14 protein-coding genes, 1 tRNA gene and 1 pseudogene are annotated in these 15551 nt (G+C 58.4%); 10 read left to right on the top strand and 6 right to left on the bottom strand.

The genetic code is table 11. The annotated features are described in order from the left end of the window. Positions 1-9 precede the first annotated feature (9 nt). Both BN1117_RS15910 and BN1117_RS15905 read left to right on the top strand, forming a co-directional pair. A complete protein-coding gene (locus BN1117_RS15910) occupies positions 10-1044 on the top strand; it encodes an ABC transporter ATP-binding protein (RefSeq protein ID WP_040098957.1) in 1035 nt (344 codons plus the stop codon). A gap of 103 nt (positions 1045-1147) precedes the next feature. After that, the gene (locus tag BN1117_RS15905; RefSeq protein ID WP_040098955.1) at positions 1148-2053 is read left to right on the top strand and encodes a Dyp-type peroxidase; all 906 of its coding nucleotides are present in this window, start codon (positions 1148-1150) and stop codon (positions 2051-2053) included. Positions 2054-2143: 90 nt separating this feature from the next. Here the strand turns inward: BN1117_RS15905 and argR are convergent, their stop codons facing one another. Beyond that, positions 2144-2614: a transcriptional regulator ArgR gene (gene argR / locus BN1117_RS15900; protein ID WP_040098953.1), complete on the bottom strand. Its 471-nt coding sequence runs from the start codon at positions 2612-2614 to the stop codon at positions 2144-2146. Positions 2615-2815: 201 nt separating this feature from the next. Between argR and BN1117_RS15895 the strand changes: the two genes are divergently transcribed. The 5 genes from BN1117_RS15895 (at position 2816) to mdh (ending at position 6795) form a co-directional block, all read left to right on the top strand. Continuing rightward, on the top strand, positions 2816-3556 hold the full coding sequence (locus BN1117_RS15895) for an ATP-binding cassette domain-containing protein (RefSeq protein WP_040098951.1): 741 nt from the start codon (positions 2816-2818) through the stop codon (positions 3554-3556). A 24-nt stretch (positions 3557-3580) separates the two neighbouring features. Further along, positions 3581-4318, top strand: coding sequence for a lysine/arginine/ornithine ABC transporter substrate-binding protein (locus BN1117_RS15890; RefSeq protein WP_040098949.1), 738 nt, complete (start codon positions 3581-3583; stop codon positions 4316-4318). Positions 4319-4321: 3 nt separating this feature from the next. Continuing rightward, entirely contained in the window at positions 4322-4972 is a 651-nt protein-coding gene (artQ, locus tag BN1117_RS15885) for an arginine ABC transporter permease ArtQ (RefSeq protein ID WP_040098947.1), read from the top strand. Between the two features lie 3 nt (positions 4973-4975). Continuing rightward, positions 4976-5638: an arginine ABC transporter permease ArtM gene (gene artM / locus BN1117_RS15880; RefSeq protein ID WP_040098945.1), complete on the top strand. Its 663-nt coding sequence runs from the start codon at positions 4976-4978 to the stop codon at positions 5636-5638. Positions 5639-5859: 221 nt separating this feature from the next. Continuing rightward, positions 5860-6795 carry a malate dehydrogenase gene (gene mdh / locus BN1117_RS15875; RefSeq protein ID WP_040098944.1) on the top strand — a complete coding sequence of 312 codons (936 nt, stop codon included), beginning with the start codon at positions 5860-5862 and terminating at the stop codon, positions 6793-6795. A 681-nt stretch (positions 6796-7476) separates the two neighbouring features. Here the strand turns inward: mdh and erpA are convergent. From erpA to clcA, 3 genes are all read right to left on the bottom strand, one after another. Next, a complete protein-coding gene (gene erpA, locus BN1117_RS15870) occupies positions 7477-7827 on the bottom strand; it encodes an iron-sulfur cluster insertion protein ErpA (RefSeq protein WP_040098942.1) in 351 nt (116 codons plus the stop codon). An 87-nt stretch (positions 7828-7914) separates the two neighbouring features. Further along, positions 7915-8610: a DUF6776 family protein gene (locus tag BN1117_RS15865; protein ID WP_040098940.1), complete on the bottom strand. Its 696-nt coding sequence runs from the start codon at positions 8608-8610 to the stop codon at positions 7915-7917. Between the two features lie 90 nt (positions 8611-8700). Further along, positions 8701-10089 carry a H(+)/Cl(-) exchange transporter ClcA gene (clcA, locus tag BN1117_RS15860; RefSeq protein ID WP_040098938.1) on the bottom strand — a complete coding sequence of 463 codons (1389 nt, stop codon included), beginning with the start codon at positions 10087-10089 and terminating at the stop codon, positions 8701-8703. A 244-nt stretch (positions 10090-10333) separates the two neighbouring features. On the opposite strand from clcA, the gene hemL reads away from it, so the two are divergent. Together hemL and BN1117_RS15850 are read left to right on the top strand one after the other, a co-directional pair. After that, complete coding sequence (hemL, locus tag BN1117_RS15855; protein WP_040098936.1) at positions 10334-11620, top strand: glutamate-1-semialdehyde 2,1-aminomutase; 1287 nt, start codon at positions 10334-10336, stop codon at positions 11618-11620. A 218-nt stretch (positions 11621-11838) separates the two neighbouring features. Then, a pseudogene (locus BN1117_RS15850) lies at positions 11839-12654 on the top strand (hypothetical protein). Here the strand turns inward: BN1117_RS15850 and BN1117_RS15845 are convergent. Then, on the bottom strand, positions 12569-13471 hold the full coding sequence (locus BN1117_RS15845) for a sulfite exporter TauE/SafE family protein (protein WP_040098935.1): 903 nt from the start codon (positions 13469-13471) through the stop codon (positions 12569-12571). The pseudogene BN1117_RS15850 and the gene BN1117_RS15845 overlap by 86 nt on opposite strands. A 296-nt stretch (positions 13472-13767) precedes the next feature. Then, complete coding sequence (locus tag BN1117_RS15840; protein WP_040098933.1) at positions 13768-14517, bottom strand: DsbA family protein; 750 nt, start codon at positions 14515-14517, stop codon at positions 13768-13770. Between the two features lie 197 nt (positions 14518-14714). Between BN1117_RS15840 and BN1117_RS15835 the strand changes: the two genes are divergently transcribed. Then, positions 14715-14802 (top strand) — tRNA-Ser (locus BN1117_RS15835). Positions 14803-15551: the final 749 nt, after the last annotated feature.

Raw genomic sequence — 15551 nt, 5'->3', positions numbered from 1 at the left:
AAGTCGGTTTTGTCTTGCTTGCAAGTTGAGAATGTCAGTTGCCGTTACAACGGCCGCAATGTGCTGGAACAGCTGTCCCTGACGGTGGCAGACAATGAGATCGTCTGTTTGCTGGGAGCAAGTGGCTGCGGCAAAACTACACTGCTCAAGGCGATTGCAGGACTGCTGCCGCTGGCAGAAGGGGCAATTCACCTCGGTGGAACCCTGCTCGACGGGCCGGGGGGGCACGTGCCGCCAGAGGCGCGCCATATCGGCATGATCTTTCAGGATTATGCCCTCTTTCCCCACCTGACGGTGGCTGACAACATCGGCTTCGGTCTGACCAGGCTCGATCGCCGGGCCCGCCAGCAGCAGGTGGACGAGTCGCTGGCGCTGGTCAATTTGCAGGGGCTCGGGGATCGTTATCCGCACCAGCTCTCCGGCGGCCAGCAGCAGCGGGTGGCCATCGCCCGGGCGCTGGTGTGCAAGCCGCGACTGATGCTGCTGGATGAGCCATTCTCCAATATTGATACCCAGGTGCGGATGAAGCTGATCCTCGAGATCCGTGCCCTGCTCAAGCAGCAAGGGATCAGCGCCATCTTCGTCAGTCACAGCAAGGAGGAGGCATTCGCCTTCGCCGATCGGCTGGCACTGTTTCGCGCAGGCCACATCGAACAGGTGGGCCAGCCGGAGCAGCTCTATCGCCGCCCGCAAAACCGCTTCGTGGCGGAGTTTCTCGGCGGGGTCAACTATCTGGCCGCCGAGGTGGTGGATAGCCACTGCGTGCAGACGGCGCTCGGCGTTATCTGTGGCAGCGAGCCTCATGGCCGCGCGGTGGGCGAGCAGTTGCAATTGATGCTCCGCCCCCGACAGCTACAGCTGGAGGGTGCCGCAGATGGCGCGCTCAAGGTGGTGGAGCAGCAGTTCCTGGGCCATCACTGCCGGGTGCTGTGCGAGTGTGGCGACCAGCAGCTGGAGGCGAGCATTGGCGAGCCCCTTGAGGGGATGCGGGCCCGCATCCGGGTGGCGCCTCATCCGCTGGTCCTGTTTGATCTTTTGCCCTGAGCCCGTGATATCGTTGTGAAATCAAAGAACTGGATTCACTCTGGTTTATAATCGCGCAACGCTAATAGCCCATAACGCTAACGCCAATTCAGGGGAGAGATATATGAAAGCCCAAGCCGGGATCTGCGCAGAGCCCAATCTGCACGCCCTCTATCTGATGTTCAATCGTACCGGCGATGCCGCCGAACTGGTCGGCCGTCTGGCCAAATTGCCTGCCCTGTGGCAGGCGGTGGCCGCCGATTTCCCCGAGGCCGGTTTCAGCGGCCTGGTTGCCGTTGGCGCCGATGCCTGGGATGGTCTCTACCCTGCCGCCCGTCCGCCCCAGTTCCGCAGCTTTATGGCGCAATCCGCCAACGGTCAGGAAGCCCCCAACACCCCGTTTGATCTCTTTATTCAGCTGCGCGCCGATCGGGTGGATGTGCTGCACCACGCTGGTCACCGTGTGATGGCACTGCTGTCCGGACTGGTAGAGCTGGCCGAAGAGGTGCGCGGTTTCCGCAACCTGGATTGCCGTGACCTGACCGGTTTCGTCGATGGCACCGAGAACCCGCAGGATGAACACCGTGCCGAAGTGGCGCTGCTGGCCGATGGCGAGTTTGCCGGTGGCTCCTACATTCACGTCCAGCGCTGGGTCCACGCCATGAGCGACTGGGAGAAGCTGGCGCAGAAAGAGCAGGAAGACATTATCGGTCGCACCAAGCCCGACAACATCGAGTATGAGTCTGCTGCCAAGCCGCTGACCGCCCACATCAAGCGGGTCAATCTCAAGACTCCGAAGGGAGAGTCCATGGAGATCCTGCGCCAGAGCATGCCCTGGGGCACTATGACCGAGCAGGGGCTCTACTTTATCTCCTGCTGTCGTACACCGCAGCACTTCAACGCCATGCTCGCCAGTATGTACAAAGGTGAGGGTAGCCACTTCGACCACCTGCTGCGCTTTACCAAGGCGGTGACCGGTGCGGCTTTCTTCGCCCCATCGGAGGGTTTTCTGATGGCGCAGGGCAAATAAGCCCGCCTGACGAAGCTGCAAAAAACAAAAATCCCGGCCTTGGCCGGGATTTTTCGTTCTGGCGTGCCAGCTATGACGCGGTAGCCACCATTACGGAGTCTGTTCGAACAACTCGAGCGCCGAGATATAGAGCTCTTCAATATTGGTATCGCTGGTCGGGGTAATGAAGATGGTGTCATCACCGGCTATGGTGCCGAGGATCCCTTCTGCTTTGCCGAGGGAATCGAGCAGGCGAGCGATCAGCTGGGCAGCGCCCGGACTGGTGTGGATCACCACCAGTGCGCCGTTGTGGTCAACGTCCAGCACCAGATTCTTGAGCGGGCTGGAGGTGGTGGGCACGCCCAGCTCCACCGGCAGGCAGTAGACCATCTCCATCTTGGCGTTGCGAGTGCGAACGGCGCCGAAGCGGCTCAGCATGCGCGATACCTTGGACTGGTTGATGTTCTCGAAGCCCAGCTCTTGCAGGGCGGTGACGATTTCTGCCTGGGAGCCAAAGCGCTCCTCTTTCAGCAAGGCTTTAAAGGCCTTGGCCAGTTTTTCTTGCTTGTCGTTGTGTTTCATCTTGGTCTCACGAATGAGGAGGTGTGGCGGCCTGTGCGATACAGGCGGCAGATACGAACAGCGGGGCCATTTTGCATTCATATGCCGTTTTTTGCAAGGAAGCGGCGCTTGTTCTGCATATTGATTCAAAAATGGCTTGCATCAACCTCTATTAGGGATAGAATCGGGATGAAATTTTGAAAACTTATTCAATTGGGCTGTATGGGTATTGAATTAATAGGTATCGAAAAGTCCTGGCACAAGGTGCCGGTTCTGCAACAGGTCAGCTTTCGGACATCCCCCGGTGAAACCTTGGTGTTGCTGGGCCCGAGCGGTGCTGGCAAGAGTTCCCTGCTACGGATGATGAACCTGCTGGATACCCCGGATGCGGGTGTTCTGCGGATTGGTGAAAGTGAATTTTCTTTCCCGAACTCCCTCTCTAGTGCCGAATTCAACCGCCAGTCCCAACTGCTGCGTCGCAAGGTGGGCATGGTGTTCCAGCAGTACAATCTCTGGCCACATCTCACTGTGATGGAGAATCTGATTGAAGCGCCGGTCAAGGTGCTTGGCATGAGCAAGGAGGCTGCCATCGAGAAGGGGGCCTACCTGCTGGCCCAACTGCAACTGGCCGACAAGCGCGATGCCTGGCCTGCCCGTCTCTCCGGTGGCCAGCAGCAGCGGGTGGCCATTGCCCGGACCCTGATGATGGACCCGGAAGTGCTGCTGTTTGACGAGCCGACAGCTGCCCTCGATCCCGAGATCACCAAAGAGGTGGCCGAGATCATCCGTAACCTCAGCCAGACCGGCATTACCCAGGTGGTGGTGACCCACGAGGTCGACTTTGCCCGCAAGGTGGCCAGTCAGGTGATTTATCTGGAGAAGGGGCGGATCATCGAATCCGGCACCGCTGCCATTTTCCAATCCCCGCAAACCAGCCGGTTTGCCGAATTCTTGATGCATTGATATTGAATCGATAAGGAAGCTGTCATGAAAAAGAGTCTGTTGTTGGTTGCTGCCATGGGTCTGTTGAGTACCTCCGTCATGGCCAAGGAGATCAAGTTCGCCACCGAGGCCACCTACGCACCGTTCGAATACCTGGATGACAAGAACGAGTTTCAGGGTTTTGACATCGATCTGGCCCGCGCCATCTGCGAGCAGGCCAAGCTGGAGTGCAGCTTCCACAACCAGGCCTTCGACAGCCTGATCCCCAGCCTGAAATTCCGTCGCTACGATGCCGCCATCGCCGCCATGGACGTGACCCCGGAGCGCTCCGCCCAGGTCGATTTCTCCGATATCTACTACGAGAACTCGGCGGTATTCGTCGCCAAGAAAGATGCCTTCAAGGGGCCGGAAGAGCTGGCCGACAAGACAGTCGGCGTGCAGAATGGCACCTCTCATCAGTCCTATCTGGTGGATAACTGGGTGAGCAAGGGGTTGCTGACCGTGCCATATGCCAGTTATCAGAGCGCCTTCCTCGACATGATGAATGGTCGCATTGACGGTGTGTTTGCCGATACTGCGGTTGCTGCAGACTGGCTGAAGCAGCACAAGGAGTATGCGGTGGTGGGTGCGCCGGTGACCGATGCCAAGTACTTCGGTACCGGCTTTGGCATCGCGGTCGCCAAGGGCAATCAGCAGCTGCTGACTCAACTGAACAAGGGGCTGGCCGAGATCAAGGCCAACGGCACCTATCAGAAAATCTTCGACAAATACTTCGCGCAGTAAGCCATGTTGAGCCTGTTGTTGGATGCAGCCTGGATGACCCTCGGGCTGGCCTTGGCATCACTGGTCGGGGGCATGGCATTGGCACTGGCGTTCAGTGCGGCCGAGCTCAGCAAGCAGCGTGCGCTGGTGTGGCCGGTGGCCACCCTGACCACGCTGATCCGTGGCCTGCCCGAGTTGCTGGTGGTGCTGTTCATCTACTTCGGCTCGACCCAGGTATTGTTCCTCATCACCGGCGAGTATGTGGAGTTCAGCCCGTTCGCCTGTGGCGTGCTGGCGCTCTCCCTGCTGTTCGCCAGCTATGCGACCCAGACCCTGCGGGCGGCGCTTAATGCGGTGCCTGCCGGGCAACGGTTGGCGGCGCTGGCGCTGGGGTTGAGCAAGAGCCACATCTTCTTTCGCATCGTGCTGCCGCAGGCGTGGCGCCACGCCTTGCCGGGCCTCGGCAACCAGTGGCTGGTATTGCTGAAAGATACCGCGCTGGTGTCGCTTATCGGGGTCAACGAAATGATGCGTCAGGCCCAGATGGCCTCGGCCAGTACCTATGAGCCGTTCACCTGGTATGCCGCTGCGGCCCTCATCTATCTGGCTATCAGTCTGGTGAGCGAGTACGGCCTCGGGCTGGCTGCCCGCTACACCCGCCGCTACGGAGGTTAACCGATGCAAGCGTATCTCGTTACGTTGCTGGGCGGTCTGGTCACCACGCTGGAGCTGACCCTGTTCAGCCTGCTGCTGGGGATTGTGCTGGCGGCCCTGATGACCTGGGTGCTGGAGTTGCGCCTGCCGGTAGCGACCCAGCTGGTGCAGCTGTGGGTGTTGCTCTTTACCGGTACGCCGCTGCTCATTCAGATCTTCCTGATTTACTACGGACCGGGCCAGTTCGAGTGGCTGAAAGCCAGCCCGCTCTGGCCGCTGCTCAAGCAGCCCTGGTTCTGCGCCGTGCTGGCGCTGGGTCTCAACACGGCGGCCTACTCCACCCGGTTGTTCAAAGGGGCGCTCGATGCCATCCCGGCCGGTGAGGTGGAAGCGTGCCGGGCGCTTGGTTTTAACGGCCGCCAGACCTTGTGGATGAAGGTGCGTCACGCCGCCCGTCGTCTGGTGCCTGCCTACTCCAACGAGGTGATCCTGGTGCTCAAGGGGAGCTCCCTCGCCAGTACCATCACCATCATGGACATCATGGGGCTGGCGCAGGGGTTGAACGCCCAGACCTACGATACCCTGGCGGTGTTCGGGGTGGCTGGCGGGCTTTATCTGGCGATGAACGGATTGTTAACAATTGGTTTTCGCTGGTGTGAAAAACGGGCGCTGGCATTCCAATCCTGAGACCTTCAGATCTACCTCTTTATGGTAAGGGGAAGTGCAGAAAAACTGTGCTTCTCCTCCAACTTTTTCTATTTCCCTCCAATTTTTGCGCTCGCATGTTTCGTGGCTCACAGAACCCGTGACTGCAACTGTTATCAGATTGTTTTTTATGGGGGGATCCATTAAGGTTGGGCGCACAACAACAAACAACCTTAAACCTACGCTTAAACATGGAGTTGATCATGAAAGTTGCCGTTCTGGGTGCCGCTGGTGGCATCGGTCAAGCCCTCGCTCTGCTGTTGAAAAACCGTCTGCCGGCCGGCTCCGAGCTGAGCCTGTATGACATCGCCCCGGTCACCCCGGGTGTGGCCGTTGACCTCAGTCATATTCCTACCGACGTCGCCATCAAGGGCTTCTGCGGTGAAGATCCGACTCCTGCGCTGGTTGGGGCCGATGTGGTGCTGATCTCCGCCGGTGTGGCACGCAAACCGGGGATGGATCGCTCCGACCTGTTCAATATCAACGCCGGTATCGTCAAGAATCTGGTCGAGAAGTGCGCGGCCACCTGCCCGAAAGCACTGATCGGCATCATCACCAACCCGGTCAACACCACTGTGGCCATCGCCGCCGAAGTGCTGAAGAAAGCCGGCGTCTATGACAAACGTCGCCTGTTTGGTGTCACCACCCTGGACGTGATCCGCGCCGAAACTTTCGTCGCTGCGGCCAAAGATCTGAACATCGACAAGGTTCGCGTCAACGTGATCGGTGGTCACAGTGGCGTGACCATCCTGCCGCTGCTCTCCCAGATTGAAGGCGCTTCCTTCACCGCTGAAGAAGTGGCAGCCATGACCAAGCGCATCCAGAATGCCGGTACCGAAGTGGTAGAAGCCAAGGCCGGTGGCGGTTCCGCAACCCTCTCCATGGGTCAGGCGGCTTGCCGTTTCGGTCTCTCCCTCATCAAGGGTCTGCAGGGCGAAGCCAACGTTGTTGAGTGCGCCTACGTGGAAGGCAACGGCGAGCATGCCACCTTCTTCGCGCAGCCGATACTGCTGGGCAAGAACGGCGTCGAAACCGTACTGGATTACGGCAAGCTGAGCGCCTTCGAGCAGGAAGCGATGGAAGGCATGCTGGCTACCCTGAAAGCCGATATCCAGCTGGGTGTCGATTTCGTCAAGTAAGCGGATCCATCGATCCTATAAGGGAGCATCGGCCTGTCTCGTGAACCACTCTGTATGCTCAAGAGACAGCGCCTGCTCATAACCTTCGAGGAGGGTTGGTAACTGAAACCAGCCCTCCCATTACATCCCTATCGAGACTCGCCCTATTGGCTTGCTCTCCTTCCAGCCCCTCCCGCTATCGCCAGACTTTTGTGTGCCCACACCATATCGGGGAGCCTTATCCACCCCCCTCTTCTCCTGCGTCAATCACAGTAGCCACAACGCAATAAAGGTCAGGATGACGCTCATCCGCACCAAGCTTTTCATCCTCAACAGCTCAACCCGGATGCCCGCACACTTCCAGAGCTTGCGGTCATCCTCGATGAGCCAACGCCGACGTGGGTTAGCAAGACGCGACTGCTACTCTGGTTGGGGCATCACCCAGCTCACGATACAGAACACCTGTTGAGTGAGAGGAAAGGTAGAATCTTGAGAAAGGCTGATGAAGGGGGTCGGGTCGCACAATGAGAGAGAAGCTCAAAAAATCCCCAGCCGATGCTGAGGACTTGTGTATAAGAGTGTGCGATCAAGGCGCCTTTGTTATTTCTGGGGGATGCGGTTTGTCCGTCATCGCAGAGTTCACAAACAGAAACGGCCCTGGTTGCCGAGAGCCGTTTCATCAGACCGATGATAACGCCGGTTTCAGATGGAGAAGCTGGAACCACAGCCACAGGTCGTGGAGGCGTTGGGGTTGGTCACGGTGAAGCGTGAACCTTCCAGACCCTCGGTGTAATCCACACTGCCGCCGACCAGATATTGCAGGCTCATGGGATCTATCACCATGGTGACGCCGTTCTTCTCAACTACGGTATCCCCATCGTTGATCTTCTCATCAAAGGTAAAGCCATACTGGAAACCGGAGCAGCCCCCACCCGTGATGTATACCCGCAGCTTCAGCTCGGGATTCTCTTCCTCGGTGATCAGGTTCTTCACCTTGTTGGCCGCCGCATCCGTCATCTGGATGGGCAGCGGGGCTTCTGCTACTGCACTCATTACTGACCTCACAACCATTAGATCCACAAACATGGAAACCGCGAAATTATCCAATACCCGACCATTCAGTTCAAGTATTCACCCAGTTTAACCGGCAGCGGGCACCGGAGCTGGCGGTGTTGCGATCAGCGGCTTGATCACTTCACTCCACTCAACCAGCAACTCTTGCGCTGGTTGTCTGCCATCCTTGTTGATGGTGACACGGATCCGATCCGGCACAAAGCCTGCCGGCAACTGCCAGTTCCCTTCCAGCAGCTGGAAATAACGCAGGGCATAGCGCCACTCGCTCACCTTCATCCCGAGATCACGCCCGGTCAGCGTCTTCGGCTTGTCAGCCAGACTCCCCTCGACCCGGATCTGCACCTGGCCACGGAATAGCTCCCGCTTCTTGGCGGGCTGGGTCAGGGCAAGACGGTAGTGGTAACGACCGGGAATGCTGGTCTCCTGCAGGGTCAGGTTGTCGATCACTACCCCCACCTGTTCGCCGGTGGGGCGCATGATCCGCTCGAAAAAGGCCAACTGGCGCTTGAGCTCCTGCACCTGCGCCTCCTGACTCTTCAGGGTGGTCTGCAACTGCTCGAAGGCCGCTTTCTGGGTCGCCAGCTGGGTATCTTTCACCCCCAACTCGGTTTTGAGCTGGCTGATAGCCTTGCCCTGACGCTCCAGCGTCTCCTGTTGCACCACCAACAGACTGCTCTGGGCCAGCTCCTGACGGTTACCGGCAAAGTAACCGATGAGCCCGCCAACGGCTAACACGACCAATAACTTCAATAGATTGGACATAGCCCCTCATCCCGTTATCACGCCATTTACGGCAGCGCCTCTCCCTTCACTATACCGCCCGGTTTGGAGCCTACGGCGATAAAGGGAAAATTAACTGGCCGTGGCGCTGCCATCACCCCGCTTTTGACCCGTGGCGAGACGTAAAGTTCGCTCCAGGATCTGGGAATAGATGGGCCGGCCACCCAGCCACTGGGCAACCAGCGTCGCACCGACAGTGGTGATCATCATCGGCAGGATCAGCTGATAGTTATCGGTCATCTCGGTAACCAACACGATACCGGTGATGGGGGCACGCACGGTGGCAGCAAACAGCGCCCCCATCCCGGCGATGGCAAAGGCGCCGGGCTCGATGCCAAGCTCCGGAAACGCCGCATGAAACAGATGGCCGAACACCACACCAAACAGGGTGCCCAACGCCAGGGTTGGCGCAAACACCCCGCCCGGGGCACCGGAGCAGAAGCAGATGAGGGTTGCGACCAGCCGCACCGAGAAGATGAGGAACAGGGTCGCCATCGCATACTCACCCCCCATCAGGTGAGGGATGAGTTCAGTACCACCGCCGGTTACCGAAGGGGCAAATAGCGACAGCACACCAAAGGTCCCGGCAATCAGCATGCCGATGGCCACGAAACGGTGGCGCTTGTTCTGATGCAACGCCAGATAGCCATCCTGACAGGCCAGCACCAGCTTGTTGAAGACAAAACCGAGCACCCCGAAAGTGGCCCCCATAAAGAGGAACAGCCAGAGCGCCTTGAGGGCTGGTGCATCGTAGTGGGGCAAGGTGATCACCGCCCCCTGCCCTTTCATGTTCTGCAACATCAGGGTCGCCATGATGGCAGAGATCGCCACCGCCTTGATGGCCAGAAAGGAGTAACGAAATTGCGGTCGCATCTCCTCCATCACGAACAGGATGCCCGCCAGCGGCGCATTGAAGGCGGCCGCCAGACCGCCCGCCGCACCGGCCGCCAACAGGGCATGGCCATGCTCCTTGGGCAACCGGAAGATATCCGCCACCATCTTGCCAAGGTTGCCGCCGATCTGTACCGAGGGCCCCTCCCGCCCCAGCACCATGCCGGAACTCAGGGTGCAGATGCCGCCGAAGAACTTGACCGGCAATACCCGCCACCAGCGCACCGGGCGCAGATCGTCCATCGCCCCCTCGATCTCGGGAATGCCGGAACCGCCCGCTTCCGGGGCAAAGGTATGAGTGAGGAAGTAACCGACAAATCCCAGCAAGGCGCTGAAGCCAAAGCCAAGCAGACCGAGCTGCCACCAGGGACGGTCTGCCAGCAAATCGATACGTTGTTCTGCCAGCCAGTGGACACCCGATTCGAACAGGCCACACACCAGCCCGGCCAGGGTGCCGACCAGCGCCGCCAGCAGCAGTACCAGCAAGGGCATCTTGTCTTGCCGGATAATGCGGGAAAGCGGCCCCCGCGAAGAGGTATCGGCTTCAGAGGAGAGAGCTTGTTGCGCCATCTTGTTACACCAACTTGGAAAAACCATATCGTCAGCTAGCTGAGATCAGGATCACCCGGCGCGTTGCTCGGCTGCCCAGGGCTAGGGCTTTCTGCTATAGTCGGCCCGTTAAATTTTTGTCACGGGAGCAGACCGAGAGTCCGGGTGGCGAGAGCGCAAAGCATACTCCTGATAACCCGGCCTGCCGAGTCTCAATCGGCTGCAATCCCTTGTGTGACGACCAAAATCCCATTAAGGATGATCCATGTCAAAATCAGATCAGCTGTTTGAACAGGCCCGCCAGACCATTCCGGGCGGCGTTAACTCACCGGTCCGCGCCTTCAATGGGGTCGGCGGCACGCCCCGCTTCATCGATCACGCCGATGGCGCTTACCTCTATGATGTGGATGGTCAGGCCTACGTGGATTACATCGGCTCCTGGGGCCCCATGTTGCTGGGTCACAACCACCCGGCCATCAAGGCCGCCGTCATCAAGGCCGTTGAGAAGGGGCTGAGCTATGGGGCGCCGACCGAGATCGAAGTGCTGATGGCCGAGAAAGTCCGCCAAATCGTCCCCTCCATGGAGCAGGTGCGGATGGTCAACTCCGGCACCGAAGCCACCATGAGCGCCATTCGTCTGGCCCGTGGCTACACCGGCCGCGACAAGATCGTCAAATTCGAGGGCTGCTACCACGGCCACGCCGACTCCCTGCTGGTCAAGGCAGGTTCTGGCGCCCTGACCCTGGGTCAGCCCAACAGCCCGGGCGTTCCGGCCGATTTCGCCAAACACACCCTGACCTGTGTGTTCAACGATCTGGAGTCGGTGCATGAAGCCTTCACCCAGTACGGCAGCGAGATCGCCTGTATCATCGTCGAGCCGGTGGCCGGCAACATGAACTGCATCCCGCCGGTCCCTGGCTTCCTGGAAGGGCTGCGCGCCATCTGTGACGAGTTCGGCGCCCTGCTGATCCTGGACGAAGTGATGACCGGCTTCCGCGTCTCCCTGCGTGGTGCTCAGGGTCACTACAACATCGATCCGGACCTCACCACTCTTGGCAAGATCATCGGTGCCGGCATGCCGGTGGGCGCCTTCGGCGGCAAGAAGAAGGTGATGCAGCACATAGCCCCGACCGGCCCTGTCTATCAGGCGGGTACTCTCTCCGGCAACCCGGTGGCCATGGCGGCCGGTCTGACCATGCTGGATCTGCTGCTGGAGCCGGGCCTCTATGAGCAGCTGAGCGCCAAGACAGCGCGGGTTGCAGAAGGACTGAAAGCGGCCGCCGCCAAACACGGTATCCCGCTCGCCATCAACTATGTGGGTGGCATGTTCGGCTTCTTCTTCACCGAAGAGAGCGAAATCACCCGCTACGAGCAGGTCACTCGCTGCGATATGGAACGTTTCAAGCGCTTCTACCATCTGATGCTGGAAGAGGGCGTCTATCTGGCGCCGAGCGCCTACGAGGCGGGCTTCCTGTCACTGGCCCACGGTGACCAAGAGATCGAACATACCCTGGCTGCCGCCGAGCGCAGCTTCGCCAAGCTGGCTGGCTAAATCGCCGCTGCTTGTCGCAAAAGGGCCCGTCACGGGCCCTTTTCTATTACAGAGACTCCATCACCACACAGCTCTTCGATACGCCCATTTCTGGTGCATTCCCTCTTCGTCACTCACCAATTTGTCATCCTCTGGTGCAACTTGCCCCGCCATCCCTGTCATAAAGCAGGCCCACTATTTGCACATTCACCACAAGAGCCCACGTCACCGAGGTCCATATGGCAGAGATGAGCCCCATCGATGTGCTGCGGCGCTATCAGGAGTATCAGGAAGAGTTGACCCCGCTACTGCAGGGGCTGCTCAGCGCCCCCTTTGCCTCGCTCAAGGGGTATCCCTTTGTCGTCAGCATTGACCACTATCAGGGGCCGATGTGCATCCAGCCTGCAGCACCGGCGGCCCATAACCGGCTGCACCTTATCGTGCAGGGGCAAGGACGGGAGATCACCGTCTGTCTGAATCAGCTGATTGGCTGGTTGATGGGGGACAGGGAGCGCCGCCGCGCCATGCCCTGGTTCAAAGCGGTCTATGTGCTACTCAGCATGGCGCTGTTTCTGATCGTCGCAACGCTCATCTGGCACGGACTGGAGCAGCTCTACCAGCTATTGTGCGGCGAGCAGCAGAACCAGCTCGGCGCCTTTAGCGCCATCATCTTCCTGACGCTGGCACTGGCGGTGTTCGATCTGGGCAAGACCATTCTGGAAGAGGAGGTACTGCTACATAAGGATATCTTCCGCCACAGCGCCATTCGCCGCACCATCACCCGCTTTATCGCCGCCATTCTGATCGCGGTCTCCATTGAGGGGCTGTTGCTGCTGTTCAAAGGCTCCCTCGGCCAGAACGAGCTGCTCTGACCTGCGGTCGGAGTGATGGGGTGTGCGGTGGGTTTACTGCTGGCGCTGGGCCTCTATGTCTATCTGGGGGCCAAGGCCGAAGCGGCACTGGTACAGGCTAGCCTGCGCTCTCCACCGCCAGTTGCACAGGGGAGCGACGCGCCGCCCGCCAGGAAGCGTACATGGTCCAGGAGGTATAGATGACGATAAAGGCAATCAGCCACTTCAGCATCTCCATATCCATGGATTTGACCAGCATGGCGGCCAGCACCACACCGATGGGGCCGAAGATGGCTACCGCCAGCACTGCCTTGGCATCGAACGCCCCTTTGCGGATAAAGGTGCCTGCGGAGAAAACGCTAAGCACGGCGGTGGATCCCATCATGATGGGAAACGCCGCCAGCGGATTCATCCCCAGCAGATAGACCAGCGTCATGCAGGGGGCAAACAGGCCGATACCGACATTCATCAGCACCCCGAAGATGAAATTGCCAAGCAGGGCGATCGCCAGCTTGTAGCCGCTGAGCCCCATCGCATCGCCGCCTACAGGGAAAAGCCCCAGCAGACCGGCAAAGATAAGCCCTGCGACGACCAGTAAGGAGATGGCCATCACCAACCGGATGGTCTGCCGATCAAACGAGGCCACATGACGAGCGCCCCAGGCAGCGCCCGCTGCGGCGGCCATCATCATGCTGATCAGCGTCAGAGGATCCACCGCAACTGCGCCGACGAAGATCAGCGACTGGGTCACGGTCGGCAGCACGCACTGCCCATTAAGGGTACCCGGCAGCACCCGATCATCGATCAGCTTGAACTGCTTGTAGCAGGCGGTCTTTACCGCAAAGCTGCCCACCCCCAGGGTATCGAGAAAGTTGGCAACCCCACCGATCAACGCCACCGGCCAGAAGGGGGTCGCCTCAAAGGATCCACTCTGCTTCTTCCGCCAGCAGGCTTGCACCAGCATAAAGATGAATACAAGGCCTCCGGCTATAAAAACCAGCCGTAAAATATCAACTAACATAGGGGTTTCTCCTGCAACGGGCGGCGATTCTAAGGCAAGCAGCAGAAAAAATCTTGACCGGAATTAAGCAATGCTCACGACACACCTCTACGAGGCGAAATATTTATCAATAGACTCCGAACGACACTGCTAATACTTGTTACTGAGGCCAACAGGCCGGGTCCTGAGCACGTTGTTATGGTCCTTTCGCGACGACCACCTGTGCCAAGGGACATAATAAAAAAGAGGGCCGGTAGTGATACCGACCCTCTTTCTGTATCTGGCCGGGGCGCAGACCCCTCGACCATGGCAACTGCTTATTGAATGCCCTTGCCAGCACGCACGTCCTTGATAAACCCCTTCAGGCTGGCCAGATCACGGGGGGCACCGCGCAGGATCTGGTCACCGATGATGAAGGCCGGAGTACCGGAGATACCGAGCGCTTCAGCCAGCGCACGGTTGGTACCGAGGTTCTGGTCAACGCTGCCATCCTTGATCTTGGCCTCCACCTTGCTCCAGTCAACACCGGCCGCCACTGCCAGCTGCTTGACCTGTGCTTCATCAGCGAGCGGGCCCTGATGGCTATAGAGCTTCTCGTGGAACGCCTGGTACTTGTCAGGCTGAGCCAATTGGACAGCCAGCGCAGCACGGGCGGCGAAGTAGGAGGACTCGCTCAGAATGGGGAACTGCTTGTAGATGTAACGGATATCTTTATCTTCCGCAATCAGCTGATTGACCAGCGGATGGGCCCGTTTGCAGTAACCGCAGTTGTAATCGAAAAACTCCACAATGGTCAGCGACCCCTTCGGATTCCCTATCTCGGGATCCTGATTGGCATAAAGCTGCTTGGAGTGAGCCTTGATCAGCGCCTTGTCACTCTCGGCCTGCTGGCTCTCCTGCTTGGCACGCAGGGCATTGGACATCTCGACCAGGATCTCGGGATTCTTGACCAGATAGTCGCGAACGATTTGCTCGACATCGCTTTTGGTCAGCTCGCTTGCATGTACCGGCGTCGCCAGCAGGGTCACGCCAGCCAGCGCGCAAAACAGGGCTTTTTTAATAGTCATAATGTTATCTTGCAGAGGATATGATGGAGGCCACTATAGTGGTTGAGTCTGTTTTCAAGTCAAGTTATCTGGCCAAAAAAGCGCTTGATGCACCCTGATTGCCACTTTTTCATGTCGTTTCGCGCAATTAACCAGCAATCGAACCGGACAGGGATTTACAAGCCGGATCAGCATGGTAATATTCGCCGCACTGCTGCGGAGGGGTGGCAGAGCGGCTGAATGCACCGGTCTTGAAAACCGGCGATGGGCGACCATCCGTGGGTTCAAATCCCACCTCCTCCGCCATTCATACCGAGCCCATGCAACCATGTTGCGTGGGCTTTTTGTTTGCCTGCGATTTGCCATTCCTCAGGGCTCTCAATACAGTAGTCTTCTCCAACACCTTTCTTGAGCTTCTCACCTGCGGGCTCAACAGCTGCCACAAGATCACCTATCAATATCGAACCTCTGCGTTGCTGCGAGCATCCCTTCCCATGCCCTTCCACAACGACCACAGCTCCAGCTTGTTGACACAGCCAATAAACCCTCTTTGGCATAAAGTCAGGGCCGGTTAACACAGTCATAGAAAAGCAGAGACGATGGGGTTGCAGCTTAAAAAGAGGGGACGGCTAACTCAGGAAGGAGAGATCCGAAGCAAGAGATTATGACATATAGACGATCATGGGATGCACGGGATATGGCGGCACCAGAACCGCTAAGCAAAGCAACTGCTTTACATGAAGAAAGAGTAAAAGCGTAACATCAGGCTATTCGTTGAACTGAAACATAACAACGAGTAGCAATAAAAACAGAGGAAAGGGATAAGCCAGGTCAAATATCAGGCGATCAGCTGATTTTCAGGCAATAAAAAACCCCGCTCGAGTGAGCGGGCAGATTGCTGAAGAACCCCCCACTTTTTCAAAGAGGGGGGTTCTTTTTTCGCTCGGCTCCATGGGGCTGCTCACTGGCTGACAAGTCGGCCTATCGGCCATCTTCGCCATGAAAAAGGCATCAAAGACCATGCTATCGCCCTAACAAGACCATCTGCCGGGGAA

The sequence above is a fragment of the Aeromonas australiensis genome (assembly GCF_000819725.1).
GTDB classification, from domain to species: Bacteria; Pseudomonadota; Gammaproteobacteria; order Enterobacterales; family Aeromonadaceae; genus Aeromonas; species Aeromonas australiensis.
Note: the sequence above shows the minus strand (reverse complement) of the source record. Positions and strands in the feature narration are given on the sequence as shown.

Coding starts and splice junctions, on each gene's coding strand:
- BN1117_RS15905 (WP_040098955.1), top strand. CDS start 1,148: ATGAAAGCCCAAGCCGGGATCTGCGCAGAGCCCAATCTGCACGCCCTC.
- clcA (WP_040098938.1), bottom strand. CDS start 10,089: ATGGCGCAACAAGCTCTCTCCTCTGAAGCCGATACCTCTTCGCGGGGG.
- BN1117_RS15865 (WP_040098940.1), bottom strand. CDS start 8,610: ATGTCCAATCTATTGAAGTTATTGGTCGTGTTAGCCGTTGGCGGGCTC.
- artQ (WP_040098947.1), top strand. CDS start 4,322: ATGTTGAGCCTGTTGTTGGATGCAGCCTGGATGACCCTCGGGCTGGCC.
- BN1117_RS15845 (WP_040098935.1), bottom strand. CDS start 13,471: ATGTTAGTTGATATTTTACGGCTGGTTTTTATAGCCGGAGGCCTTGTA.
- mdh (WP_040098944.1), top strand. CDS start 5,860: ATGAAAGTTGCCGTTCTGGGTGCCGCTGGTGGCATCGGTCAAGCCCTC.
- hemL (WP_040098936.1), top strand. CDS start 10,334: ATGTCAAAATCAGATCAGCTGTTTGAACAGGCCCGCCAGACCATTCCG.
- BN1117_RS15895 (WP_040098951.1), top strand. CDS start 2,816: ATGGGTATTGAATTAATAGGTATCGAAAAGTCCTGGCACAAGGTGCCG.
- erpA (WP_040098942.1), bottom strand. CDS start 7,827: ATGAGTGCAGTAGCAGAAGCCCCGCTGCCCATCCAGATGACGGATGCG.
- BN1117_RS15890 (WP_040098949.1), top strand. CDS start 3,581: ATGAAAAAGAGTCTGTTGTTGGTTGCTGCCATGGGTCTGTTGAGTACC.
- BN1117_RS15840 (WP_040098933.1), bottom strand. CDS start 14,517: ATGACTATTAAAAAAGCCCTGTTTTGCGCGCTGGCTGGCGTGACCCTG.
- artM (WP_040098945.1), top strand. CDS start 4,976: ATGCAAGCGTATCTCGTTACGTTGCTGGGCGGTCTGGTCACCACGCTG.
- argR (WP_040098953.1), bottom strand. CDS start 2,614: ATGAAACACAACGACAAGCAAGAAAAACTGGCCAAGGCCTTTAAAGCC.